Source organism: Microbulbifer regidiadema (SeqCode), assembly GCF_052466995.1.
The window spans coordinates 3,593,788-3,618,329 of record NZ_CP174297.1; the positions used below are offsets into that span (position 1 = coordinate 3,593,788).

At 50.8% G+C, this 24,542-nt stretch carries 21 protein-coding genes; 14 read left to right on the forward strand and 7 right to left on the reverse strand.

Annotated elements, in window-relative coordinates:
* The first annotated feature begins 87 nt into the window (after window positions 1-87).
* The 3 genes from ACJJIK_RS15705 (at window position 88) to ACJJIK_RS15715 (ending at window position 1,872) form a co-directional block, all read left to right on the forward strand.
* Window positions 88-456 (forward strand): hypothetical protein, encoded by a 369-nt coding sequence (locus tag ACJJIK_RS15705; protein ID WP_444943293.1) that lies wholly within the window; start codon window positions 88-90, stop codon window positions 454-456.
* A 142-nt stretch (window positions 457-598) separates the two neighbouring features.
* Window positions 599-1,558, forward strand: coding sequence for a DnaJ C-terminal domain-containing protein (locus ACJJIK_RS15710; protein WP_444943294.1), 960 nt, complete (start codon window positions 599-601; stop codon window positions 1,556-1,558).
* Window positions 1,558-1,872, forward strand: a complete 315-nt coding sequence (locus ACJJIK_RS15715; protein WP_444945074.1) for a chaperone modulator CbpM — start codon at window positions 1,558-1,560, stop codon at window positions 1,870-1,872. The genes ACJJIK_RS15710 and ACJJIK_RS15715 overlap by 1 nt, the downstream gene beginning before the upstream one ends.
* 103 nt (window positions 1,873-1,975) lie before the next feature.
* On the opposite strand, the gene ACJJIK_RS15720 is transcribed toward ACJJIK_RS15715, so the two are convergent.
* Window positions 1,976-2,956 carry a calcium/sodium antiporter gene (locus ACJJIK_RS15720; protein ID WP_444929230.1) on the reverse strand — a complete coding sequence of 327 codons (981 nt, stop codon included), beginning with the start codon at window positions 2,954-2,956 and terminating at the stop codon, window positions 1,976-1,978.
* A gap of 344 nt (window positions 2,957-3,300) precedes the next feature.
* Between ACJJIK_RS15720 and ACJJIK_RS15725 the strand changes: the two genes are divergently transcribed.
* The 7 genes from ACJJIK_RS15725 to ACJJIK_RS15755 all read left to right on the forward strand — a co-directional run bounded on the left by ACJJIK_RS15725 (window position 3,301) and on the right by ACJJIK_RS15755 (window position 11,139).
* Window positions 3,301-3,549 carry a hypothetical protein gene (locus ACJJIK_RS15725; protein ID WP_444929231.1) on the forward strand — a complete coding sequence of 83 codons (249 nt, stop codon included), beginning with the start codon at window positions 3,301-3,303 and terminating at the stop codon, window positions 3,547-3,549.
* A 273-nt stretch (window positions 3,550-3,822) separates the two neighbouring features.
* Window positions 3,823-4,902 (forward strand): 4-hydroxyphenylpyruvate dioxygenase, encoded by a 1,080-nt coding sequence (gene hppD, locus ACJJIK_RS15730; RefSeq protein ID WP_444929232.1) that lies wholly within the window; start codon window positions 3,823-3,825, stop codon window positions 4,900-4,902.
* 14 nt (window positions 4,903-4,916) lie between these two features.
* Window positions 4,917-5,477, forward strand: coding sequence for a VOC family protein (locus tag ACJJIK_RS15735; RefSeq protein WP_444943295.1), 561 nt, complete (start codon window positions 4,917-4,919; stop codon window positions 5,475-5,477).
* Window positions 5,474-6,481, forward strand: a complete 1,008-nt coding sequence (locus ACJJIK_RS15740) for a fumarylacetoacetate hydrolase family protein (RefSeq protein WP_444943296.1) — start codon at window positions 5,474-5,476, stop codon at window positions 6,479-6,481. The genes ACJJIK_RS15735 and ACJJIK_RS15740 overlap by 4 nt, the downstream gene beginning before the upstream one ends.
* Window positions 6,482-7,084: 603 nt before the next feature.
* Window positions 7,085-7,822 (forward strand): YopT-type cysteine protease domain-containing protein, encoded by a 738-nt coding sequence (locus ACJJIK_RS15745; protein WP_444929235.1) that lies wholly within the window; start codon window positions 7,085-7,087, stop codon window positions 7,820-7,822.
* A 600-nt stretch (window positions 7,823-8,422) separates the two neighbouring features.
* Window positions 8,423-9,160 (forward strand): YopT-type cysteine protease domain-containing protein, encoded by a 738-nt coding sequence (locus tag ACJJIK_RS15750; RefSeq protein WP_444932365.1) that lies wholly within the window; start codon window positions 8,423-8,425, stop codon window positions 9,158-9,160.
* 194 nt (window positions 9,161-9,354) lie between these two features.
* Complete coding sequence (locus ACJJIK_RS15755) at window positions 9,355-11,139, forward strand: DUF885 domain-containing protein (protein WP_444943297.1); 1,785 nt, start codon at window positions 9,355-9,357, stop codon at window positions 11,137-11,139.
* A gap of 720 nt (window positions 11,140-11,859) precedes the next feature.
* Here ACJJIK_RS15755 and ACJJIK_RS15760 read toward each other — a convergent pair.
* From ACJJIK_RS15760 to rtcR, 5 genes are all read right to left on the reverse strand, one after another.
* The gene (locus ACJJIK_RS15760) at window positions 11,860-13,344 is read right to left on the reverse strand and encodes a C13 family peptidase (RefSeq protein WP_444943298.1); all 1,485 of its coding nucleotides are present in this window, start codon (window positions 13,342-13,344) and stop codon (window positions 11,860-11,862) included.
* Between the two features lie 303 nt (window positions 13,345-13,647).
* Window positions 13,648-14,439, reverse strand: a complete 792-nt coding sequence (locus tag ACJJIK_RS15765) for an alpha/beta hydrolase (protein ID WP_444943299.1) — start codon at window positions 14,437-14,439, stop codon at window positions 13,648-13,650.
* Between the two features lie 14 nt (window positions 14,440-14,453).
* The gene (locus tag ACJJIK_RS15770) at window positions 14,454-14,807 is read right to left on the reverse strand and encodes a hypothetical protein (RefSeq protein WP_444943300.1); all 354 of its coding nucleotides are present in this window, start codon (window positions 14,805-14,807) and stop codon (window positions 14,454-14,456) included.
* Between the two features lie 67 nt (window positions 14,808-14,874).
* Entirely contained in the window at window positions 14,875-15,516 is a 642-nt protein-coding gene (locus ACJJIK_RS15775) for a hypothetical protein (RefSeq protein ID WP_444943301.1), read from the reverse strand.
* A gap of 161 nt (window positions 15,517-15,677) precedes the next feature.
* Window positions 15,678-17,294: an RNA repair transcriptional activator RtcR gene (gene rtcR, locus ACJJIK_RS15780; RefSeq protein WP_444943302.1), complete on the reverse strand. Its 1,617-nt coding sequence runs from the start codon at window positions 17,292-17,294 to the stop codon at window positions 15,678-15,680.
* A 219-nt stretch (window positions 17,295-17,513) separates the two neighbouring features.
* Here rtcR and ACJJIK_RS15785 point away from each other — a divergent pair, with 219 nt between their 5' ends.
* The 4 genes from ACJJIK_RS15785 to ACJJIK_RS15800 all read left to right on the forward strand — a co-directional run bounded on the left by ACJJIK_RS15785 (window position 17,514) and on the right by ACJJIK_RS15800 (window position 23,446).
* Window positions 17,514-18,746 (forward strand): RtcB family protein, encoded by a 1,233-nt coding sequence (locus ACJJIK_RS15785; protein WP_444943303.1) that lies wholly within the window; start codon window positions 17,514-17,516, stop codon window positions 18,744-18,746.
* A 630-nt stretch (window positions 18,747-19,376) separates the two neighbouring features.
* A complete protein-coding gene (locus ACJJIK_RS15790) occupies window positions 19,377-20,537 on the forward strand; it encodes a slipin family protein (RefSeq protein ID WP_444943304.1) in 1,161 nt (386 codons plus the stop codon).
* 41 nt (window positions 20,538-20,578) lie between these two features.
* Window positions 20,579-21,598, forward strand: a complete 1,020-nt coding sequence (gene rtcA, locus ACJJIK_RS15795) for an RNA 3'-terminal phosphate cyclase (RefSeq protein WP_444943305.1) — start codon at window positions 20,579-20,581, stop codon at window positions 21,596-21,598.
* 648 nt (window positions 21,599-22,246) lie between these two features.
* A complete protein-coding gene (locus ACJJIK_RS15800) occupies window positions 22,247-23,446 on the forward strand; it encodes an alginate export family protein (RefSeq protein WP_444943306.1) in 1,200 nt (399 codons plus the stop codon).
* Window positions 23,447-23,572: 126 nt separating this feature from the next.
* Here the strand turns inward: ACJJIK_RS15800 and ACJJIK_RS15805 are convergent, their stop codons facing one another.
* Entirely contained in the window at window positions 23,573-24,244 is a 672-nt protein-coding gene (locus ACJJIK_RS15805; protein ID WP_444943307.1) for a CHRD domain-containing protein, read from the reverse strand.
* Between the last annotated feature and the right edge of the window lie 298 nt (window positions 24,245-24,542).

Sequence of the window (24,542 nt, forward strand, 5' to 3'; positions counted from 1 at the left end):
TGTTTGCTGGCGGTGTTAGCATCGTTGGCGTTGTTAGTTGTTTTGTAAGTATTAATAAATATATAGTATTTTTTAAGGTGAAATAAAATGAACGTCAAAAAATTATTAATAATTATTTCCTTGTTGGCGGGTTCTCTAGTTGCCCTGCCGGCTCTTTCCGCAGACTTGGAGTGTACACTGAACGTTAAATCCGGGGGGCATGTATACGGTAATGGAACAAGTCATTGTGGCGGTTTGGATTTTAGTTTTGGATCATCGACTTCTGGAAAGTGGGAAATAACAAATATTACAAAATCTATAGACTATGTGAACTGGATTAATGGTTGCAGTTCCGGTTTGTCCTGTTCTGTGACAGTGCAAGCTTACTCTTCAAACTTAGCAAAAGTGTATATTCACTATACCGATGGCTCCATTGAATATCTGAGTGGCTCAATGAGTTACGAGACGGGTTATTAATAGTTCCCATTGGCGTCGTTTATTCGATCGGCGCCATCCTATCTTTTTTAGTAAAAGGCATTGAACTTCAAATAATCTTCCTGTCAGGTTTATCGCTATAAGTATATGGCGAACGTCCCCACTATCGGCTTTTATTAAAGCCATGGAATACAGGGACTACTACAAAATACTCGGTCTGGAGCGGAGTGCGGATCAGGCGCAGGTTAAGCGTGCCTATCGCAAGCTAGCACGCAAATATCATCCTGATGTCAGTAAGGAAGAGGGCGCCGAAGAGCACTTTAAGGAAGTAAATGAGGCCTATGAAGTATTGAAGGACCCAGAGAAGCGCGCGGCTTACGATCAACTTGGCAGCAGTTTTCAGTCTGGGCAGGATTTCCGACCGCCACCCAACTGGGATCAGGGGTTTGAGTTCCACGGCGGCGGATATACCGAAGCTGACCCCGAAGCTTTTAGTGACTTTTTTGAAAGCTTGTTTGGTCGAAGTGGATTTCATCAGACTTATGGGCACGGGCAGCAGCGTGCTTATAGCGCTCGGGGTGACAATACCTATGCCCGTATCACGATAGATCTTGAAGACAGTTATCGCGGCAGTACGCGCCAGGTGACCTTAAAGCACTCGGTACTGGGAGCGGATGGGCGACCGCAATTGCGTGAGCGCACACTCAATATCACCATTCCCAAAGGGATTACCGAGAGGCAACAGATTCGACTGGCCGGACAGGGCGAGCCGGGTATCGGTGCGGGGAAGCCCGGAGATCTCTATTTGGAAGTTGCGTTTAATCCCCACCCCCTTTTCCATATAGAAGGCAAAACGGTTTACCTGGAGCTGCCACTGGCACCCTGGGAAATCATACTCGGTGCCAAAGTCCAGGTACCCACGCCCGCTGGCCCCCTGAAAGTGACCATTCCCGCAAATAGCGCCAATGGCAAAAAATTGCGCCTTAAGGGCTGCGGTATCCCGGCAAAGCAAGCGGGGGATATGTATATCGTGATGCAAACGGTAACACCAAAGGCCACCACCGATAGGGAGCGCGACGCCTACCGCCAGCTTGGCGAAGCATTTAATTTCAATCCGCGCCAGTCCCTGGGAGGACCGTGGTGATGCCTAAAAAGGTTGAGCAGCTCAGCGGTGTCCTCCTAGATGAAGAGAGTGAGTTAACTCTAAGTGAGCTGTGCCGGGCCTGCGGCGTGCCGGCGGAGCGGATTATCGCCTTGGTCGAGGAGGGTATTATTGAGCCGCGCAGCAGGCAGGTACAGTGGCGTTTTAGCGGTATTTGTGTGCGCCGGGTGCGGCGGGTTTACAGTCTGGAGCGGGACTTGGGGGTAAATCTTGCCGGTGCGGCACTGGCACTAGAGTTACTGGATGAGATAGAGCGCCTTCAGGGCCATCTGGCGCGGCTGGAGAGAAAGCGCTAACGATCGATCTATGGCCCCCCTCTTATAGAGATAGGCCAGTAGCCGCCGACTTTTGTGCGGAGAAATAGGGGTAGGGGGTGATGTGGCACCACCCCGCACAGGGTCAGAGCGCGGCTTTGGTAATGGTCCCCACCAGATAGCCGGTATATGCCAAGTAGGCTAATAATAGGGCGGCGCCCTCCCAGCGATTGATGCGGCCCTGGCCCTTAAAGCCGTAGGCAAACACAAACAGGGCGATCGTGAGGCCCAGAACCATCGGCCAGTCGCGGGCCAGCACTTCGTGGGGCACGCTGCCCATAGGGGCAATAGTGCCGGCAATGCCGACTACCGCCAGAAGGTTGAACATATTGGAGCCGACGACGTTGCCGATGGCGATGTCGTACTCCCCTTTTCGTGCGGCCACCAGGGTTGCGGCCAATTCGGGCAGTGAGGTTCCCAGGGCGACAATGGTGAGGCCAATCACTAAATCGCTGACCCCCAGGGACTCGGCAATGGTTACCGCTCCCCATACGAGAATCCGGGAGCTGACAATCAATAGAACCAGCCCCGCCAGTAGCCAAAAGATCGCGGCACCCAGTGGCATAAGGTTATCTTCCAGTTCGGTGTCCAATTCGCCCTCGAGCTGGTCTCCTTTATTGCGCAGGGCAGAAAAGATACTCCAGCCGATCAAGGCGAAGAAACCGAATAGCAGAACAATGCCCTCCCAGCGCTCCAGTTGGCCATTCCACAGGAAGGCGCCACTGAGCAGAGTGATGGCCAGCAATAGTGGCAGCTCTTTGCGCACAATTTTTGAGTGTACTGATAGGGGGATCAACAGGGCACTGAAGCCGAGAATCAGGCCGGTATTGGCGATATTGGAACCGTAGGCATTGCCCAGAGCCAGGCCGGGATTGCCATTGAGTGCGGCAATGGCGGAAACCACCATCTCCGGGGCGGAAGTGCCAAAGCCGACGATCACCATACCAATTAACAGTGTGGGCATGCCGCAGTGTTTTGCGGTGGCAGCAGCACCATCTACAAAGCGGTCGGCACTCCAAACCAGCACAATAAAGCCGGCAATAATGGCAAGAGCGGCGAGAAGCATAGGGGGTCCTCAATATATCTATTCCAGCCGGGACTCTGGCCCGGCAAACGGGAACGATTGTACCGGCTCTGGCAAATACAAAAAGGTTTCACTGGCGTGAATGGGTTGTCGTGGGCAAATAAAGCTAAATGTCCTGCTAGTCAGATGGTTTCGCTGCCAGTGTGGGCTAGAGTCAATGCATGGCCCGGTAAATTTGCAGGGTGAAACGGGATAGCGCGCCCAGCCGTCGGCCCTCAGCGGGTGGAAATACCGGGTAAATCTACGCGGGTCGCACAAAGCAATGCGCGGCAGGCTCCGCGATATCCATACCACCGGCTGCTAAGCCGGGTACTTAGGAGGCTTCTATGAGACTCAGAGCATCAATTGGGATACTGGCTGCGGCGATGGTCTTGACCCTATCTGCCTGCGAACAGCGCAAGAAAGAGGAGGGCATGAATGGCACGGGAATGGGCAGTGCTGAAACCGGTTGCTGCCAGCATGCCGAGAATGCCTGTGCTGGCGATGTGAGCAAATCTCAGTGTGACCAGATGACCGGCAAGTTTCACAAAGAGCATATTTGTCGCACCGATACCGGCAAGTGCGCCCCTAAATAAGCTCGATTGTGTCAGGGTGTGGCACAACACACTGTGTCACATCCAGCGTTTGATGACTCCCCCCAGCCCTGTCTGAGGTCTCACTGTTAGCAGGGGATTTCACCTGGCACCGCCTGGTTCTAGTGACTACAAGCCCTCCATTAGTACTATTTTATCTGTGAATTCAGTGTTCCTTGACATTAGTTACATCTGCAACTAACTTCGTTTGCGCTTTAAATCCACAATCCGCAGCCCCGCTTTGAGGTACTGCGATGATAAGAAATGGAGGACCGCATGGCCGACTTATTTGAAAACCCAATGGGACTGAACGGCTTCGAATTCGTAGAGTTTACCGCGCCGGAAAAAGGCATTCTTGAAACCGTTTTTACCGCCATGGGCTTTGAGAAAATCGCCCGCCACCGCTCCAAAGCTGTGGAATTGTGGCGCCAAGGCGATATCAATTTTATTACCAACTACGAGCCCAACAGCCACGCCTATTACTACGCTCAGGAGCACGGTCCCTCCGCCTGTGGTCTGGCTTTCCGGGTGAAAGATGCCAAGTTCGCCTATGAGGAGGCCCTGCGCAAAGGTGCACAGCCCGTGCATGTGGATACCGGCCCAATGGAACTGCGCCTGCCGGCGATCAAAGGTATCGGCGGTGCGACTCTGTATTTGATCGACCGCTACGAAGATGGCGAGTCCATTTACGATATCGACTTTATCTGGGAAGAGGGCGTAGATCGCCGCCCGGCAGGCTGCGGTTTCCACACTCTGGACCACCTCACCCACAACGTGTATCGCGGCCGTATGGATTACTGGGCCAAGTACTACGAAGACCTGTTTAACTTCCGCGAGATTCGCTACTTCGATATTAAAGGCGAGTATACCGGTCTGTTGTCCAAGGCGATGACGGCACCGGATGGCAAGATCCGTATCCCTCTGAACGAAGAAGCAGCTGGTGGCGGCGGTCAGATCGAAGAGTTCCTGATGAAGTACAACGGCGAAGGTATCCAGCATATCGCCTTTGCCTGTGACGATTTGATCGCCTGCTGGGATCGCCTGAAAGAGCGCGGCATGGAGTTTATGACCCCGCCGCCGGACACTTACTACGAAATGCTGGAAGAGCGCCTGCCGGGTCACGGTGAGCCCACCGAGGAATTCCAGAGCCGTGGCATCCTGCTCGATGGCACCACTGAGGGCGGTCAACCGCGTCTGCTGCTGCAGATCTTCTCCGCCAATATGCTCGGTCCGGTATTTTTCGAGTTTATCCAGCGCAAGGAAGACGAAGGGTTTGGTGAGGGCAACTTTAAAGCCCTATTCGAATCCATTGAGCGCGATCAGCTCAAGCGCGGCGTGATTAAAGAAAAGGAATAAAAACGGAGGCTTCAATGGGTATTAAGCGCATTCACCACGTAGCGTATCGCTGCCGGGACGCCAAGGAGACGGTGGAATTCTACCGCGATCTGCTCGGCATGGACTTCCAGCTGGCCATTGCCGAAAACGAGGTGCCCTCAACCGGCGAGCCGGACCCTTATATGCATGTCTTTATGGATGCGGGTATGGGGAATGTGCTTGCCTTCTTCGAAATCCCCAACTCCCCGGAGATGGGGCGCGACGAGAATACCCCTAAGTGGGTACAGCATATCGCTTTCGAAGTGGAGTCCATGGAAGAAATGCTCGCGACCAAAGAGAAGCTGGAAGCGGCCGGGGTCGACGTACTCGGCCCCACCGATCACACTATCTTCCAGTCGATCTACTTCTTCGATCCCAATGGCCACCGCATCGAGCTGGCCGCCAACACCGCCCAGCCCGGTATGCACAAGGAGCTGAAGCGGGTTGCTGAGGATATGTTGGACGAGTGGTCGCGTACGAAAAAAGCCCCGAGACATGCCGCCTGGATGCACGGGGAGGAAGAATTTGTGGAAAAAACTGAAGGGGAGGCACAGTGAAGTTAGCCAGCCTTAAATCCGGCCGCGATGGCCAACTGGTGGTTGTCAGCGACGATCTTACCCGTATGGTGTCAGCCGGCGATATTGCGCCTACGATGCAGAGTGCACTGGACAACTGGGCATCCGTCTGTGGCGAGTTGGAGAAACTGCACGAGCGCCTGCAAAACGGTGAGATTCAGGGGGAGCCATTCGATCAGACCCAGTGTGCCTCACCTTTGCCGCGCGCCTATCACTGGGCCGACGGCAGCGCTTACGTCAATCATGTTGAGCTGGTGCGCAAAGCTCGTGGTGCCGAGGTACCGGAGAGTTTTTACAGCGACCCGCTGATGTACCAGGGGGGCTCCGATACCTTCCTGGCCCCGCGCGAGCCGGTAAAGATGTCGCAAAGTTCGGGTTTTGGCATCGACTTTGAAGCGGAAATTGCCGTGATCACCGATGACGTACCCATGGGGGTGTCCGCCGAGGATGCCCTGTCCCATATCAAGCTGGTGATGCTGGTTAACGATGTATCCCTGCGCGGTCTGATTCCAGCGGAACTGGCCAAGGGCTTTGGTTTTTATCAGTCCAAACCCTCCAGCGCTTTCTCCCCGGTGTGTGTCACGCCCGCGCAGTTAGGTGAGAACTGGCGTGAGGGCAAGCTGCATCTGCCCCTGGTCTCCCACTTGAATGGTGAAAAGTTCGGCGAGCCCAATGCGGGGGTGGATATGACCTTCCACTTCGGCCAGCTGGTTGCCCACGCGGCCAGAACCCGTCCACTGTGTGCGGGCACTATTATTGGCTCTGGAACCGTATCCAATAAGCTGAATGGCGGCCCGGGTAAGCCTGTCGCCGAGGGCGGTGTTGGCTACAGCTGTATTGCTGAAATTCGTATGATCGAGACCATTCAAGATGGTGCGGCGAGCACTCCGTTTATGGACTTTGGCAATACCATTGCCATCGAAATGCTCGACGATCAAGGTCAGTCCATTTTTGGCCGCATTGAGCAGACCGTAGAGCAGGTTTAATCCCGCCCGAACGAAACCCGATCGAATATGAGTATCCCATCAGCCTCTGTTGGGGCTTCAGTTTGATCGGGTTTTTATTTGCCTGCATTTTTTGCAAGCCCTTTACTCAAGTTTTCTTGCGCGAATAAATATTGGCCGAGCGGCGAGCGCTTTTACGGCAGGCATATGCAATCTGTTTCATAGCTCTAAAGGTTGCGCCCTGTTGTCTTTAATGAGTTATTAAACTGTTTGGTTTTGTATATTGTAGTTTCTGCGAATGTTGTAGATTAACTCGGTGTTAATAAACGGCTGGTTAAGAATAGTATTAATTATCAGTTAAAAATAAACTCCGGATTTAATTTTTCCACTCTCTTTATTGTCGATTAAGTGTGATTCACTGATAGATTTATTTTGACTATTGGGCCCCTCGTTTGCCCCCGATAGGCAGAGTGAGTGCGCTCTAAAAAAATAGTGCCAGAGTCGATTTAAAAATCACTTTTATACACTGTTGGCTCGGGAACTTTTCTGGTTCAATGCCCGCCCAATTGACAGACGCTACCAATTTTCGGTTTTTATAGAAGGATTTGTGCAGCGTTTTCTATCTTAGAAAAAGAGGGATCGAACATGCCTATTTGGGTCGATAAAACCGTTCTCGCCGTAACTGCAAGCCGCGTAAACCCTGTACAACAGTCTGTAGCCAATCATCGAGGTCAGCTGACTTATAACTTTAGTCAGTGCGTAGATCCGGTAAAAGCGCAAATCACTATTCACGAGGATACCTCCGGCGGTGTTTGTGAATCTCTGTCTGCCTTTTGGATCAAGCATCATTCCGATGGGGGCAGCCTGTGGGATTGGTTAATGCCTGCGGGGACTTTGAATGAGCAGCGCCTGTTTCATGTTATGACTTTACAGCAGGCCGGTACTCACAATAACCAAGATAGAACAACCGAGGCCTGGTTGAGCACGCAAAATATTTTCCCGACCAGCCAAAATGTATTTGGCGGTGCTTTCCCCAATGGTCGGGGTGGAAATACTATTCGAGGTATCCATAACCCCCGCAGGGCACAGGGGCAGAGTGGCGTTTTCTCCCCCAATGCTTTAGCGAGGGAGATTATTCTGGATCAAACCGGCGGTGCCGGCTGTTATAAGAAGATCGGCCTCGATGGTACCTTTGCCGGTCATGCAATGGCAGCCTGGGTTGCACAGGATATTACTTTCTTCGATCCCAATTTTGGTGAGTTCTGGTTCGAATCCAGAAACGCCTTCTTTAATTGGTTTACCCAGTCTTTCTGGAATAACTCCATGTACTCTGTGGGGCTGAGCGGCGGCTATGAAGTTCGCTCCTATGCTAGTCGCACCTAAACTGGGAAACGCTGTTCTTGGTTAGTGCTGCCACCGATAGCAGTACACTATCCATTTCCCCCTCTCTGCCCTCCCCCATGGGCATTTGGCAGCCGGGTTTACCCGGCTGCCTTTTTTTGCAGTACTACACTTACCTATATCACTATCGACCCACTCTTTCGATTTAGGTCATGCCTGTGGATTTGTTCCGGTACCGCAAAATTTATACAGCAATTGTCGCCTACTGAGAAAAAGGTGTTGCAATAGACGGCCGTATCTAGTAAACACTGTTTTTTTTATTTGAAAAAATAGTGTCAGAGTCTATTTAAATACCCCGTATAAAAATGACTATAAATGCCAGTTTGGTCTATATTTTTTGGGGGGTTGAAGTAAATATCAGTAGTTTTCCTTGTGATAAAAAATAGTGCCAGAGTCAAATTAAAGTTTGTGCCGAAGTCGAGCTTAAACGGTAAATTCAGTTTCTGAGAAAAAAGTGCCAGAGTCGATTTTAAAAAAAATTAAACGCCTACCTGCTCTGTAATTTTTCTGTTTCAATCTTATCCATACACAGTAATGCACTAAACAAAGTGCTTATATTTTTGCAAATACAGAGGTATGGGTATGCCAATTTGGTTTGATAAAACAATACTTGCAGTTACGGGAACCAGAGTTGCCCCTGTGCAGAGATCGGTGCAACAACATGGCGGCACACTCTTATATAATTTCAGCCAGTGTTTAAACCCAGTGAGAGGGTTGATCACTATACATAAAGATACCTCTGCCGGGGTTTGTGAAGCCCTTTCTGTACACTGGATAAAGCATCACGCAAAGGGAGGCAGTCTTTGGAATTGGCTCTTCCCCAATGGCACACTGAGTGAACAGCACCTTTTTCACGTAATGACTCTGCACCAGATTGGTGGCAATGCCGTCAATCAGGACCGGGTCTCTGAGTCATGGCTCCGATCTAATAATATTCTAAGGGTACACACGAACGACAGCATCGTGAATCCTGGGGCAAATGCCCAGAATAGAATCCAGGCTTTTCATGGCGACTTTTACGGGAGGGGGAAAACGACACGACAAAATCCGGCCAATCTCGTCAATGAAATCCTGCGGAAGCCACCGAAAGGTGTAGGTACTTATAAGAAGATCGGTATTGAGGGCAAAATGGGTGGCCATGCGATGGCGGCCTGGGTTGCAGAGGACGTGGCGTTTTTCGACCCAAATTTTGGTGAATTCTGGTTCCCCACTGCAGATGAATTCCGCAACTGGTTTATCAACTCCTTCTGGAGCAAGTCCATGTACTCCCTCGGCTTGAGTGAAAACTATGATGTGTTCTGTTATTCCCACGCAGCTTAACTGCCAATAGGCTGATCACTTGGTGGGGGAGGGGCGCCGCCCCTACTGTGGTGCTATGTCTACCCCGCCGAGCCCCTATAGCCCCCTTGGTGTATAGTGCTGACACAAGCTTGTCTTTGCTGAGTCTTTATAAAGGAGCCAATCGGCAAGCTCTGTTGTTCTTGTAAGATACCAACCGCACTACGGAGCCCGGGGTGAAAACCAAGAGATCACTTTCCTATTACCTGAAATCCCTGGCGGGGCCGATGATTGCCGCCGTTTTAGTCACGCCCTCAGCCTGGGCAGCCACGGCCACTGAAGCACTACAGGGGGTTATTGCCGATCATTGGCAGTACACACTGCGAGAGGACCCGATTAGTGCTGGGCGGGTTGGGGTGTCCGACTACAATCGCGAACTGCCGGGGGTGACTGCCGAAGATCGCCAGCGCCGTATTGAGGCTGAGCGGGCTTTTATTCGGCGCCTTGAAGCTATCGACAAGCGCAAATTGAGTGCTTCAGATCGGGTGAATAGTGAACTGCTCTCCTGGGTGCTGGCTAGTTCAGTTGAGCACAAAGAGTTATTTCTCGACCGAATCCCCCTGAATACCTTCTCAAGTTTCTATGCCGATGCACTGGAAGCCAATAGCGGCCTGGCGATGAGAGATATCGCCGACTATGAAGACTATATTGCCCGCATCGGCGAATTTGGTCGCTACTTCGATGAGAATATTGCGAATATGCGCGAGGGCATTCGCAGCGGCTTTGTATTGCCGAAAATCGTTGTTGAGGGCATAGCGCCAACAGTGCGGGCCCAGGTATACAAAGATCCCAGAAAAAGCAGTCTGTACACTCCTTTTGCCGAGATACCAGAGTCTATAGCGCCCGCTGAGCAGAAGCGCCTGCGACAGCGCGGACGGGCAGTGATTGCACAGGTGGCTATTCCCGCTTTCGCGCGGCTGGCGGACTTCCTTGAGGAAGATTACCTCGAAGCCGCCAGCAAGACCCTGGGGGCCGAGCAGATGCCTGGTGGGAGCGCTTACTATCGCCACAATATCCGCTACTACGTGACTCTGGATCTGGACCCGGCAGAGATTCACCGCACAGGTCTGGCCGAGGTAGAGAGAATCCGCGCGGAAATGACCGCGCTGATTAAGGCCTCGGGTTTTAAAGGGAGCTTTGCGGAGTTCACCCAGTTCCTGCGTACAGATCCACAGTTCTATGCTGAGACACCGGAGCAGCTGCTCAAGGAAACGGCCTATATCTCCAAGCGTATCGACTACTTACTGCCGGCATTCTTTAAGCGGCTGCCGCGCACGCCTTACGGTGTGGTACCGGTGCCCAGTGAAATAGCCCCCAATTACACTACCGCCTCCTATAACCCGGCGGCCATTGGCGGCACTCGGGGCGGTGCCTACTGGTTGAATACGCACGGACTGGACCAGCGTCCGCTGTACGAGCTGCCCGCGCTCACCCTGCACGAGGCGGTGCCGGGCCATCATTTACAGGGCGCCCTTTCGCAGGAGCTTGAGAATGTGCCGGAATTTCGCCGCAATCTCTACTTGAGCGCTTATGGCGAGGGCTGGGCCCTGTATGCAGAGCGCCTGGGCAAGGAAATGGGGCTGTACACCACGCCCTACGAACACTTTGGTCGGCTCAGTTATGAGATGTGGCGTGCAGCGCGCCTGGTGATTGATACCGGTATTCACTCCCAGGGGTGGACGCGCCAGCGGGCGCTGGACTTCCTTGCCGAGAATACGTCGCTGTCTCCGGCAAATGTGCGCGCGGAGGTCGATCGCTATATTTCCTGGCCGGGTCAGGCACTGTCTTACAAAATGGGCGAAATTAAAATTCGCCAGCTGCGTGCCCAGGCGGAAAGAGAGCTTGGTGACAAATTTGATTTGCGGGCGTTTCACGATGCACTGCTAAGTAACGGCGCCTTGCCGCTGTCGATGCTGGAAGAGCAGATGCAGCGCTTTATTGAGCAGCAAAAATCTGCTTAAACCTATCCTGAATCCCATTCACAATCTGTGAATGGGATTCAACCGCTGTGGGATATCCTCTGTCGCAAGTAAGAGCTTTCCTGTAGGTAGCTAAAAAGTTAAGCCTATTTTTTGGCTCAAAATCCAATATTTTTTTCATATTTGAAGTGGCGGTTATACAGACAATAAACGTCTAATATCCACACAATAGGCACTCTTGTCACATTGCATGCCTGGTTATTCTTCTTTATACATTTCTGCGAGAGGTAAAATGAATATCCTGCATTCAACTCTGAAGTGCAGGAGGTTTATAGGGGTGATAAAAATAAAGATTTGATAAATCGATAGAAACTATTGTTTTGGCCATGTAGTGCCTAATTAAAGCTCTAAAAATTGATTCTTGAAAATTGGGTTTCTTGGGAAGGCGTCTAATTTTCTCGCGATATATTTTACCCTGCTCCAGTTTATTTGCTTATCGAATTTATATTAAATTATAGCGGTTTAGGGTAATAAAGAGAATGATACAGAGAGTTTATATCCCTGCCGTCAGGTTGGGGGTAATAAATGAAAGAATATCAGTGTTTATCGCTTGTACAGTGATTGTGCAAGGGGCGGCACGCCGCTGGGATAAATATTGGATCGTATCAGAGCGTTGTTAGCAAAAAGGGGTACTCTGCGCTCGGGAGCTTAGAGATACCGATTGCGGGCGAAGAGGGATCTTTTCAGAGAGCCCCCAGCGAGTTAATTGGTTTTTTTCTGCCACCAAGCTAGGAAATCCTCTCCCACTGAATACTGGGGAAGCGAGTGGCGGCTTTTCCTGATGCCCTGTTCCCGCTCCATCTCAGTCACTTTTAATTTGGTAGCTTCAAACCAGGCTTTGGGATTGTCGACGCCTTGCTTTAGGGCCTCGCCGTAAAGCGCTGAGCTAAACCAGGTGCGCTGGGAATCGTCACTGCAACCAAAGGAGCTGCGGTCGGCAGCAGCCGAAGTAAAGATGACTCGATTGGGGCTATTTAGTGCTTCTACCCACTGACCGGAAAAGCAGGCCGAAACAATAATCCACTGGTACTGGGCGTTAATATTATCCAGCCATTGCTGTCCATCTTTCAGGGTGAAATCGTTGAGGGGGATTTCGCCCTCGGCAATTTTGAAATCTCCATTGCGGGCACCATGGCTGACCAGGTGTATCAGCAGCAAATCCTCTCTGGGATCCATCAACTGATCAATAGCCTTGAGGCTCTCCTGGATACTGGTACGGGTGGCCAGGGGGAAAGCGTAACCGCCGCCATTGCTGAGACGCAGCAGGCGCTGGTCGATGGCAAAAGCTTCGTCGAGACGCTCTGCCACCCAGTCGAGCTCTCTGGCGAATACCGGAGAGGTGCCATCACCACCGATGAGCAGTGTGTAGATATCGCGTACACCGGGCCTCTGTGCGGGCAGTGCGGCGATGGCATTTTGTAAGCGCTCACTCTCGCTGTAGAGACGAATTTCTGCCTGGGCGCCGGGTATATTTGCCTGTGTACGCCAGACGTCTTCGCTGGGGTAATAGGTACCACTGGAGAAATAGCCGCTTTCCTCGATAGTGCTGCCTTTGGCATCGGTACTGATGCGCACCCCTTCACCCTCCGCTTCGCCATAGCGGAAAGTAGCGCGGATAATCGTACCATCGGATTGGGTGAGTTCTCCTTCGCCGGAGTAGGAACCGTATTCGAAGCTGCCGGTATAGCGATAGCCATCGCTATCCGAGTAACTGCCCTGTATTAAATAGCCGTTTTCAAAGGTGCCCTGATAAAGGCTGCCATCCTCTTTTGTGAGCTTGCCTTGGCCGTGGAAGCTATAGTTCAAAAACTCACCGCTATAAGTTTCGCCGTCATTCCAATTCAGGGTACCGTTTTGCAACTCTCCCTCAAGGAATTCCCCCGCCCACTCAGCTTCATCGCAGCTATAGCGGCCTTTGCCATGGAACTCTCCGTTGAGGAACTCCCCTTCGTAGCTACAGCCATCACTTTCAGATAACTTACCTTCACCGGTCATGCGACCTTCATGGAAGCTGCCATGGTAATGGATGCCGTTGGGCCATTCGAGCTGACCCTGCCCATGAAACAGACCGTTTAGCATATCGCCCTGGTAGACAGAGCCATCTGGCAAGGCGGTACCACCTGCGAACTGGGTTGGCTCGCAGGCGCTGAGTAGGAAGCAGAGAGGAATTAGGCTGATATATCTCATTTAATAGTCCTTCGTTGAGATCTTTAGTGAGGTTAACAATTTTGAGTCTCGGGTGACAGCATGCAGAGGGAATGATGCTTATTTTCTAATGGTTTTTATCTGCAAAATATAGGCAGTGGGATAAAGTAAAGAGGGGAAAATATATGCTGCTAGTGTTTAAGGTATGGGTACCGATGATAATATGTCAGAGGTGTAATTATATTCGGCTTTAAGCGCTGAAAATACTTTTCTTTTAGCTCTGTAGTAGATGGGCTCTGGCAGGTTGTAAATGGATACCTTTTAATGGTGTGGTATTTAAAGAACTCAGGATATACTTTTAATAAAATGCCTTACAGTTTCTCTGCTCCTTGTCGATGACAATACCTCATTGTGGTCTGTACTTGCTATTTCTTCTATTTGACTATTTTCCGGTAGCTGTTTTAGTGCCTGTAGTGAGTGTTTATATGGAATAACCGAATCATTTTTAGCGATAAGTGCCAATACTTTCGCCTGTATATGTCTTGCATATTTCGCCAAAGTGAATTTTTGCCTTACTAAAAATTTGGGCACATAGTAGCTCTCCATAGCAATTTTCTCTATGCTGTGGAGGGGACAGCAGAGTATCAGGTAGCCGGGTTTTCTAACTTTGGTCAAATAAGCCGCAATGGCGCTGCCAAGGCTGTGCCCCATCACAACCAGCTTTGCCTTGGGATCATTTTTTTTGATAGTATCATAAATAGTAATAGCATCGCCCAGTAAGGCTTTCTCGCTGGGGTTACCTTCACTAATTCCGTAACCTCTGTAGTTAAAAGTGGTTATAGCATCACAACCAAATTCCAGTAGTAATTCCAGGGTTGTACTCACCTCTTCTGTATTGCCGCCAAAATAGATTAAGTGAATAGGACTTTTTTTCTGTGTATATTCTTTAGTATAAATTGTCCATCCGTATAGAGTTTTCTTATCATGAGTGATAATTTTTTGCTGGTAATGAATATACCTTAATTGACCGATAAGGCTTGTTTTTCTGCCAGGAAAGATAAGCTGATTCTGCAAAAAGAAAAGGATCAGTAAATATACAAAGTAGGCTCCGCACAAGGAGCCTATTAAAAACAACAAGTTGTTTCCCATGGCTACTGGCAATTCAATATATTGCCCTGTTCTTGAGTCTCTTTACCGGACACAATACAAATACATACATCATTATTGATAATGCCTAAGGTTGCATACTCCCCTGTCTTTAATGAGCCTAATTCCAGTTTTGGGGCGGTAATTTTTAGGGTTTTTCCATCTAATGGGGAATCTTGCTCCTGAATTATTCCAGATATGGTAATGGGGTCTGGAATATTGGCAGCAAATGAAGGTGTTTTCTTAAGGCCGAATAAACCACTGCCTACAGGTTTCAGAGTCGTCACTTCAATAACAATAGTTTTTTCTGCTTTGCGAGCGGCGGGCCATTCCCATTTTAATTCCATATCTTCAGACATTGCATTTCCTCCGATGAATAACCCCAATACTATAATTGATAGCGTGGGAAATAAAATTTTTTTTAATCTATTCGAAAACAAGGTCATATTTGTCTCCGCTGATAGGGTGTGCACCAATAAACCCACTCAGAATTGTACATTTATCTTTAAATTTGGCTTTTAGGTGCTTATAAAGGTTGTCTGGCGTGTCAAGCCCCGGAATATCCTTATTGAGAACTTTTGCATAATTAAAGGCTTTGGCTGCCTTGCTTGAACAATTTCCCCCGAGCATATTAAAGGCGCCGGGTGAGATTTTAAGGTTGTACCAAAAAGATTTAAACAGTGTGGCTTGAGGCTCTGATACCTCAATTAATATTGCAGTAGATTTAATATTGTATAATTTTGCCGAATTAATATTGACATAATAAGGGCGTATTTTAAGCATGTCGTCATAGTCGGCTACTAGGCCTTTCATATTTAAACCGGATTTGTTGAATGATGCTGAAGGACCATTTGCCCAAGAGGGGATAGAGCTCTTAAACAGTGATCCTGATGATCCTGATGGTCCTGATGAGACATCGCCTCCCTCACCAAAAAAGCCAATGGGTTGCCCATTTGGCAGTATACAGTCCGCATGTTGATCAAGCACGCCGGGACTGTGTGCATCATTTTCTTTTCCTCTGACAATAAGGCCAATTTCATTGAGCGCAATGCTTTGATATGTCGCCATGGGTAATTCCTTCTAATCCATGTGTTTTTCACGGGGGCATCATATCTCAGTGGCTATTTAGGTTTCATCTTCTTACTTGGGATAAATGGCAAATTTTACGCCATTTGTAAGCGCTTGTATTTTTTGGGTGTAGCACTATTCTTTTCCCAACTGTGGCTAATTTAACACTTATTATTTTTGTGCCACTTGCATAGCATGGAAAAATTTAGGTGGTATTTTTCTAGTAGCTGGCGCACCCGTTGGGAATCGTTATTGGATCTTTTTTCCTTGCGACTGACGTGGAAAAGTTTGCGTCCGGCTTCCGCCATTGAACTGGATGTCTCGCAGACCTGGATGACAGTAGCCAGCTTGATCTGGTCGTAATAGTCTATGGTGCGGTATATGTCAGGGCCAAGTAGTCTCTCCAGGCGTTGGAGGGGTAGTGATGATTGGCTCTGTGTACCCTGCCATTTAATCCGCAACCTATGGATTTCCTCTTCCACTACCTGAGTCGTGATACGCCCACCATCGGCGAGGGTACCCATACGCAGGATACTGGCATTAAGATCGCGAAAGTTTGCAGACCAGCTGGCCTCGCATGAGCGCCCAAAGCTCAAGTACTTTTCCCGTGCGGCTTTATTAAAGCTGACCAGGTGCCCGGACTTTCTGGAAAAGGCCTCCAGTTCAAAATCGATATTGGGCTCCAGGTCTTCAAGGCGCTCGCGCAGGGAGGGCAATCGGTAGGTCCACAGGTCGATACGGGCGAGCAGGTCCGCACGAAATTTACCTTCTTGGCAGAGCTGTACCAGATCCCGGTTGGTACCGGCAATCAACTGGAAGTGACTGCTTACTTCTTTATCTGAGCCGAACGGCATAAAGCGTTTGTGCTCAATCGCACGCAATAGCATGGCCTGCTCATCCAATCCCAACTCACCGATTTCATCGAGAAACAGCAGGCCCCTATCCGCTTCCATTAGCAAACCGGGGCGGTGGGTGGTGGCCCCGGTATAGGCGCCTTTGCGGTGGCCGAACAGGGCGGACATCGCATTTTCGCCGCGCAGGGTGGCGCAGTTTACCGCTACCAGACCACCCTCCAGCTTGCCGCGCTGCTTGCGCAATTCATAGACGCGCTGGGCCAGCTGGGATTTGCCCGCCCCTGTGGGGCCGGTAATCAGTATGGGGGCGTCGGAGCGGATCGAGACCTGCTCCAGCTGCTCGATCATCTGGTTAAAGGCGAGATTGTTGGTCTCGATTCCACCCTTTAGGTAGGTGGTGCCCTCCTGGTGTTCCCTCTGGAAGCGCGAGGCGATCTGGTCGTATTTGGATAGATCCAAATCGATGATTTGGTACTCGCCCGGCAAGCTGCTGTGCTTGCGCGCCGGGGAGGTTTGCAGCAGACGCCCGGGGAAATAGCCCGCTTCTGTCAGCAGGTACAGGCAGATCTGGGCCACATGGGTGCCGGTGGTGATATGCACCAGATACTGTTCATCGTCCGGCTTAAAGTTGTAGGCGCGGGCGAAATCCAGCAGGTTGCTGTACACGCTCTCGAAATCCCACGGATCGGCGAAATTTATCCGGTGGTGAACCACCTCGGTTTCAGGGGAGACTCGCGCAATATCCTCGGTGACCTGGTCGGCCAGGTTTTTCGAGTGGTTGTCGAAGAGAAGTTCCAGCCGATCGATCAACAGATCATCGTGTTGGCACATGGAGATGTTCGGGCGCCACTTGTCCCAGCGCTTGTCGCCTTTGCCGCGCCGGTCCTTGCTGATGCCGAGAATACTGATAGCGATTGTTTTCATACTATCTAAAATATTATTTATCTATCAAAAAAGATAGATTTTTATGATTGAGTTATCACGACTAGCCTTCTAAAAACTGTCCAATTTAAAAATAAATCCTTTAAAAACAATAAGTTACAAAAAATTTTCAATTCTCTGTAAAAGTTGGCACTCCATTCGCTATATCAATAACCAAACGAAACAGATGAATACCAAGCGCGGTTTCAAAAGGAGCGAGAGATGAAGCCAATGCCATATGAAGTGATGCAGGCAGGTGGGGTACCGATTAAATCCTGGACCCTGGGCGTGCCCTTTGAAGAGGAAGCCAAAGCGCAGCTTAAAAATATTTCGCAGATGCCATTCGTGCACAAGTGGGTGGCGGCGATGCCCGATGTACATCTGGGCAAGGGCGCCACCATTGGCAGCGTGGTCCCAACTCTGGGGGCGGTAATCCCCGCTGCCGTAGGGGTGGATATTGGTTGCGGCATGATGGCGGTGCGCACCAGCCTGACGGCGGCACAACTGCCGGACAATCTGGCTGGGGTGCGCAGCGCCATCGAGCGCGCAGTGCCCCACGGCCGCACTGGTGGGTTTCGCGGTAAACGGGGGCGTGACAAAGGGGCTTGGGCCGATACGCCCGAGGATGTACTGGTCGGCTGGACGCCGCTTGCGGCTCAGTTCGAACAGCTCAAAGAACGCCACCCGGTATTAAAAAATACCAATAATATCAATCACTTAGGAACCTTGGGCACCGGTAATCACTTTATCGAGATGTGCCTGGATGAACGGGGCAGTGTGTGGTTGATGCTGCACAGCGGCTCCCGGGGCGTGGGCAATCGAATTGGCACTTATTTTATTGAGAAGGCCAAGCGGGATATGGAGCGTTGGCATATTCATTTGCCAGATAGCGACCTGGCCTATTTCCCCGAGGGTACCGAGCACTTTGATGATTATGTGCAGGCGGTGGAGTGGGCGCAGGAATTTGCCCGCATCAACCGTGAGGTGATGATGGAGCGTACTATCGGTGCGGTAAAGCAGGCCCTGGGAATGGAGTTTGAGGCGCGTATGGAAGCGGTGAATTGCCACCACAACTATGTTTCCCGCGAGCACCATTACGGCAGGGATGTGTTGGTAACCCGCAAAGGGGCTGTAAGAGCGCGTACCGGTGAAATGGGTATTATTCCCGGTAGTATGGGCGCTAAGTCATTTATTGTGCGGGGGCTGGGTAACGAGGAAAGCTTCTGTAGTTGTAGCCACGGCGCCGGGCGGGTGATGTCCCGCACCAAGGCCAAAAAGCTGGTCTCCCTGGAGGAGCACCGCGCGGCCACCGCTGATGTGGAGTGCCGCAAAGACGAGGGTGTGATCGATGAAACCCCATCGGCCTATAAACCTATTGAAAAGGTGATGGCAGCACAGAAAGACCTGGTGGAAATCGTGTATACCCTCAAGCAGGTAGTTTGCGTCAAAGGCTGACGCTGTCTAGGCCAGGGATAGGCCGCACTTCAAGAATTGCTAAAGCATGCGGGCCGCTGGGCGAATTTGCCGGGCGGTTGCAACTGAGTTTGAGGCCTTTGGCCCGTTAGCGGAGCCGGTTCTGAATCCCGGCCCGGCACCACCGCCGCTGGTGGCAGGTGTACCTACGGGTTAGAAGCTCAAACGCCTACTTTGTAGCTCATTGGGTAGAGCAGTCGATAATCATCGATCGGTAGCAGGTTCGAATCCTGCCAAAGTTCCGTCGTCCTCCAAACGACCTTGTGGAAAGGCGAGAGCCTGGGGTTCAACTCCCCGTTAAAAATCTACCCGGGGCCCGGTAGCCTCCCGGTGCGGTAAATGGGATTTAGCCGTTTATCGCGGAAGTGCTCCGGCAACAGCGCTGTTGATCGCGGGTCTGCCCTGTGCGGCCCGGCGGCAAGATTTGCGATAGTTTCTCCAGGCCAGGGAGTGTGGCTGGGGGCTCAGGGGGAGCCCGCTGGAGAAGCTTGTGAATCCTCTGCCGTCCGGCCTCGCTCGGTACAAACGATTGCCCCCCTGTTGCTGGACGGGCCCCACTTTTGCGGCCCTGAGGGGTAGCGCAGTATAAAAATGGAATAAAAGATAATAGCCATGATATCTCTGTTCAAAATATGGAAGAACGTAGACGTTGCGGATAGCGAGCGAGTGCTGCTATTTCGCCGCAACCGTTTTGAAGGGGTGTTGCCGCCCGGCAGCCATCGCATCTCGCTCCTGTCCGGTGACGTAAGGGCAGAGACTTACGATATTACCGATGTGATTTTTGGGGAAATAAAAGCCAAATTTCTGCTGAAGACCTATGGTGAAACCCTCGGCAAATACTTGCAATCCTACGAGTTGTCAGATCACCAGGTGGGACTATTTTATCGGGATAACCACCTGGTGGATATTTTGCCCCCCGGCACTTTCCGTGCAGTGTGGAGAGGTGGTGAGTCGGTGCGTGTGGAAGTGGTGGACATTTCTGAGGAGTACACCATCGATAAAAAAGTCCTGGGGTTGCTGGGGCGCGGCGTTCGCGCCGGGCAAATGCGCAGCGCCCTACAGGCGGTCAGCTACAACGAGATTCCCGATGAGCACGTGGGTCTGTTAATGGTCAACGGCAAATTGGAAAAAGTGCTACAGCCCGGTTGTTACGGTTACTGGAAATACAACCGCTCTATTGAGGTCAAGGTACTGGACTTGCGCCTGAAAACTATCGAGGTCAGCGGCCAGGAAATCCTGACCAAGGATCGGGTCAGCCTGCGCATTAACCTGACCGGCGCTTACAAAATCACCGATGCGAAAAAAGTAGCACTCAAGCTCAGCGATAGTACGGGATTTATTTACCGCGAATTGCAACTGCACCTGCGGGAGGCGGTGGGTACCCAGACACTGGATAGCTTACTTGCGGATAAAGACCGTCTGAATATCGTGATTGCCACGGGTATTCGCGACAAGCTGGCGCAGTATGGCATTGAGCTCGCCAGTGTCGGGGTCAAGGATATTATCCTGCCCGGTGATATGAAGATGATCCTCAATCAGGTGGTCGAAGCGCAGAAGGAGTCTGAGGCAAACCTGATCAAGCGCCGTGAAGAAACCCAGGCGATGCGCTCTCTGCACAATACCGCCAAGTTGATGGACAACAACCCGGTACTGCTGCGCTTAAAGGAGCTGGAAGCCCTGGAGCGGGTCAGCAGTCGTATCGACAAAATCTCTGTATACGGCGGCCTCGATGGGGTAATGAATGAACTGGTGAAGTTGCGCCCCACCGGATAGGCGCGCCCGCCAATAAAGCTGTAAGTTTAAGGAATAAGATAGTGATTGAGATAGACGGCGCCCAGGGGGAGGGCGGCGGACAGATTTTGCGGACTTCCCTCACTTTGTCTGTGTGTTTGGGTATGCCGGTGCGAATAAAAAATATTCGCGCCGGCCGTAGAAAGCCCGGTTTGTTGCGCCAGCACCTCGCCTGCTTGCGTGCAGCCAAAGAGATTAGTGGCGCCGAGGTTAGCGGTGAGCAGTTGGGTGCGGCGGAAATTACTTTTGCACCGGGAGAGGTGTGCCCCGGTAGCTACCATTTTCCTATCGGTTCTGCCGGCAGTACCAGCTTGGTTTTTCAAACCGTATTGTTACCGTTGCTATTGACCGATGGGATTAGCGAGCTGCACTTTGAAGGCGGTACCCATAATAAAAAAGCACCCAGCTTCGATTTTATTGCCCGGACCTACTTACCCCTGTTGGCGCGTATGGGGGGCTGTGTAGACGTGGCTCTGGATGGCTACGGCTTCTATCCGGCCGGCGGTGGTTCCTGGCATGCCCGCATCCAACCGCTATCGCAGTGGTCGCCACTGGCGTTGACCGAGCGTGGCGAATTTCTGGAGCGTGAAGCCGTGGCCACCTCGGCTCATATCCCCGCTCATGTGGCCGAGCGGGAGTTGGCGCGGGTGCGCAAGCAGTGCCAGTGGCCGTCGGAGCGCCTGCACCAAAGGCAGGTGAAATCTCAGGGGCCGGGCAATGTGCTCTCTCTGCGCCTGCAATCCCAGCAGTTGACCGAAGTGTTTGATTCTATGGCTGAGCAGGGGACCAGTGCCGAGCGCGTTGCCGATCGCGCGATTCGACAGATGCAGCGCTATATACACGCCGGTGTAGCGGTGGGTGAACATCTGGCCGACCAGCTGATACTCCCACTGGTACTGGGAGCTGGCGGCAGCTTTACCACCCTGAAGCCGAGTCTGCATCTGTTAACCAATATTGAAGTGGTGCGCCAGTTAACGGGAGCGACTATCGATCTGCGTCAAGAGGGAGAGGATCGGTGGCGAGTGCTGGTAGAGAAGCTTTAACCGAAAAGATATACCAGCAGCGGCTTGTCTGAGTAGATTGATTGAAAAAACCCTTTAAAAACAATAGGTTACATAGATTGCCCCTGTGTGTGCGGGGGCAGCCGGGGCCTTGAGAAATTCAAACCGAAGGCTGCTACCCTGCCACTCCCTGGGGGTTATCGCCCCCCCTATAAGACCCGATGCCTTCGAATCCGATCAACGTTTGCGATACTGAACTTGGTTGTGAAGCTGCCAAGAGGGTTCGCCGCTCAGATATGCTTGATTCCTACTGATTTTTCCTGGACTAAATTTGAATATAATCTTTAACGTTTGAAACTATTTTCATAATTTTTTAATGGTTATTACTTCCGATTGCGATGCTGGAAAATAATTTTATCGAGTTTTGTTGATTGCAGTTGTTTTTAGTTTTTCTCCTTTCGCGCAAACACTTTTTTTATTCAAAAATTTTTATTCGCCGAATAAACCTGACAAAAATAGTTCGCTAATATTGATGAAGGCGAGGCTTCTATTTGATGTATATCAATAAATCGCTTGCTACTCCGCTTGCATAATGCACTCGCGCTGGGATAACTGCTGTGGTCGGCAATAACTTCGATCATATTCGTGCAGTTGCCTTTCACCCAAAATAGTTTTGTAAAGGAGCGGCGAATGAACCAACAGAAATTATCCACCGCAGTCGCGGCTATCATCCTCGGAGCTTCTGCCTCTCAGGCACTCGCGGCAGAAAATGAAACTGCCACCTTAACGGATGCACTAACTTCCGGAGAGGTAGGCGTGAACCTTCGCTATCGGGTCGAGCATGTTGAGCAAGATGCTATAGACGATATTGCCATCGCTTCGACTTTGCGGACCCGCCTGAACTGGACCAGTGGCCGCTACCGTGGCTTCGATGTATTGCTTGAAATGGATAACGTCAGTGAAATCGGTAACGACAATTACAACTCTACAGTGAATGGCAATACTGAGTACCCGGTAATTGCTGACCCTCAGGGCACTGAGGTCAATCAGGCCTATGTAAAGTACAGCGGCAGCAACAGTAAAATTATCGTCGGACGGCAGCGGATTAATCTGGATGACCAGCGCTTTATTGGCGGTGTAGGCTGGCGTCAGAACGAGCAGACTTATGACGGCTTACGCTACCAGTTTGGCGGGGAGGGCCAGTTGCAGCTGGATTACAGCTATATCTACAACGTCAATCGTATTTTCGGTGAAGATAGCCCTCAGTCAGACTTGGATGGGGATATTCAGCTACTGCATGCCAGCTATCCACTGGCAGAAAAGCATCAGTTGAGTGCCTTCTTCTACAACCTGGACCTGGATAACGCAGCAAGCTTTGCCGCCCGCACTTTTGGTGCCGCTTACCGGGGGGATTTTGCTCTGTTTGCAGCTGAGCTGAGTTATGCGCGCCAGGAGGATATTGGCAGTAATCCCAGTGATTTTGCTGCTGATTATTACTTAGCTGAAATTAGTGCTCCTCTGGGGCCGGTTAAAGGCAAACTGGGCTATGAAGTATTGGGTTCAGATAGCGGTGTTGGTTTCAGCACACCACTGGCGACGCTACACAAATTCCAAGGTTATACGGATCAGTTCCTGCAAACCCCAGCAGATGGCATTGAGGATTTATATCTGGGAGCCAAGCTGGAACTGGCCGGTGGTGATTTGGGTATTACTTATCACAGCTTTACGGCTAATGAAGGTTCAGCGGATTACGGCACCGAGTGGAATATCAGTTACGGCCATAAATTTAATGACACTTTCTCTGCGTTGGTAAAGTATGCAAGTTACGATGCGGAGGATTACAGCATAGATACCGATAAGCTTTGGTTAATGCTTACGGCAAAATTTTGATTTTTCAGAGTCGATAATTGATAGATTGAGTACGAAAACCGGACCCTGCTATTGAGATAGCAGGGTCCAGTCGAACCTTATTTTTCCAGCGTATTTTAGCACCAGTGAACCCAGCGGTGCAGGACACTACTGTTTGGTTAACAGGCCGGAGACCTCGCCTTTGGGGTCCAGCGGGGTATGTAGATTAACGAAGACCTTGCCTTCCATAAGCCCCTTGCGATAAGGCTCTTCTACCGTCCATATACCCATAATATAGCCATTGGTGCCCTCAGCACATTTTTCTGCCAGGGTGTGTTTGCCTTTGTCCGCCTGGGTCTTGGGCCAATCGGACATCATACCGGGGTGTGTGGGCATCCCGCAGATAGTCTGGATAATTGGGCCACTGGGTTGGCCCGGTTTACAAATAGGCGGCTCTTTGCCATCACCTTTACATTGCATATGAAAATGCGACATGCTCACCCCGCCCTTGGACAAATGGCTGTAGCCAAGCATAAATCTCATTCTATGGGTAAGACTGTTGTAGGCGCCAATAAAGAAACCCTGTGCATCTTTAGGGGTTTGTGGGTTGACTTTTTTACCGAGCTTATTTTCATTTGCAGTGGTTAAATCGGCGGTAAATACGGTAATTCGCTGGCCGTTTCCCGCATTAGACCACGCCTTCTCGACATCCCCGTGTTTGACCGCTGGTGGACCTTTTTCTTTTTTGGTGTGGCTATCGGAAATCGTCAACGTAGAGTAAGTCAGCGCAAGCGTCGCCAGTAGTAAAAAAGCCGCTTTGGGCAATGAACTCAGTGCCATAAACCTCTCCTCTTGATTAAATCGATATCGTCATTGCGTGATGGAAGATTGGATGCCAGGCCATCTGGGAGGTTGGTGCCGACATGTATCGGCGTGAATCACGGGATAGGCTAGCGATAAGTACTTGTAGCATACGAACTAGCTATTGGCTCCTGAGAAGCAATTTAAAAGGCAGTATTTTCGACTCTTACTATTTCGGGTTGCTGAAACCGAGTAAGTGTAGCCGTCAAAGCTCTGTTCCAAGCTAAAACATACTGATTTAAAGGTTGAGTCAATTGAGTATATCGGTATGCCGGAG